The 1,806-nt window shown below is 33.2% G+C and carries 1 rRNA gene and 1 pseudogene; both read left to right on the forward strand.

Annotated elements, in window-relative coordinates:
- Positions 1-117: ribosomal RNA gene (gene rrf / locus JK634_RS05415) — 5S ribosomal RNA — on the forward strand.
- 813 nt (positions 118-930) lie between these two features.
- Positions 931-1,425: pseudogene (locus JK634_RS20400) on the forward strand (IS3 family transposase); the annotation flags it as partial.
- Positions 1,426-1,806: the final 381 nt, after the last annotated feature.

Here is a 1,806-nt window from a genome sequence, read left to right on the forward strand (position 1 = left end):
ATTGGTGATGATGATACAAAGGTAACACCCCTTCCCATTTCGAACAGGACGGTTAAGCTTTGAGATGCCGATGGTACTGCACGGGAGACTGTGTGGGAGAGTAGGGAATCGCCAATTAGTTCTTTTTTTGTTGCGTAAAAGACTGTGTGGGAGAGGTTAAATGCATGTTATGCATTTGACGGATAATTTAGCAAACTTGCTATGCGTTAAAAATTATCCAGTGGCGAAGCGGAATCGCCAATTAGTTCTTTTTTTTTGTTGCGTAAAAGACTGTGTGGGAGAGGTTAAATGCATGCTATGCATTTAACGGATAATTTAGCAAACCTGTTTTGCGTTAAAAATTATCCAGTGGCGAAGCGGAATCGCCAATTAGTTCTTTTTTTGTTGCACAAAAGACTGTATGGGAGAGGTTAAATGCATGCTATGCATTTAACGGATAATTTAGCAAACTTGCTTTGCGTTAAAAATTATCCAGTGGCGAAGCGGAATCGCCAATTAGTTCTTTTTTTTGTTGCGTAAAAGACTGTGTGGGAGAGGTTAAATGCATGCTATGCATTTAACGGATAATTTAGCAAACCTGTTTTGCGTTAAAAATTATCCAGTGGCGAAGCGGAATCGCCAATTAGTTCTTTTTTTGTTGCGTAAAAGACTGTGTGGGAGAGGTTAAATGCATGCTATGCATTTAACGGATAATTTAGCAAACTTGTTTTGCGTCAAATAAATCTTTCCTCACATGCATTTGGAAAGGCAGATGCAAGAAAAAAATCGACGGCTCATAATAAAGTGTACCCTATAGGATAGACATAAAAAAGGTTTCTATCCCATAGGGTATTTTTGTGTATAATTTAGTAAAGCAAGATAAGGAGAATTCAAAATGAGTAAGAAGACATTTACTATTGAAGAAATAAGCATTCTATCTAAAAACAAATTCGTAAAAAAGGTGCCAAACAAATCAAAATCACATTAGAGGATCAGTTTCAGATTGTATACAATCTGAAACGCATCTGTAGGGTTATGAAAAAATATAGCATTGTTTGTACTATCAGAAAAGCAAATCCATATAGAAGAATAATGAAAGCTACAAAAGAACATTCCACTGACAATCTTATAAATGCAAAACATAGATTACATAAAGATGTCTTTATTCACTCTAATTAATGGACACATTGTATAAGGCCAATATTTTAAAATAAGGTAAAACAGAATAAATCTATGTCTAGACTAGGGAACTACTGGGATAACGACCCGCAGGAATTATTCTTTGGACATTTCAAAGATGAAACTAATTTAAACGTGTGCCAGTCACTTGAAGAACTTAAAAGGAGATTGATGAATATATGACTTATTATAATCAATATAGATGTCAATGGAATTAAAAAAATGACTCATGTTGAATACAGAAACCATCTTCTTAAATTGCTATAGACTTTTTTAATGTTCTTGACAAAGGGGACACTTTACAATCGCTTTGACGATTTTTTTATCTTTATAATAAGAGGTTAATTTATAGGATAAATTACAGAAAATTCATTAATTAGATAATAAATGATTAAAAGGTGCGGTATACATAACCTGGTGTATCAATAGCAAGAAAACTTAGAAATTGGTAGAAATATATAGTATTTAAGTGATGATGTATAGAAAATGGACTTTTTGTAGAAAAATGACGAAATATATATGGTAAGATACTACTTGTCCCTAAGAGACACGGGGATAAACAAACAAACTGGTCTTTGAAAATTAAACAGAGGAAATGAAGTAAGATTTAGAAATAAACTTAAGTCAACGTAATCTTTTGAGTTAGAT

This window comes from Clostridium paridis (assembly GCF_016765615.1).
GTDB classification, from domain to species: domain Bacteria; phylum Bacillota; class Clostridia; order Clostridiales; family Clostridiaceae; genus Clostridium_T; species Clostridium_T paridis.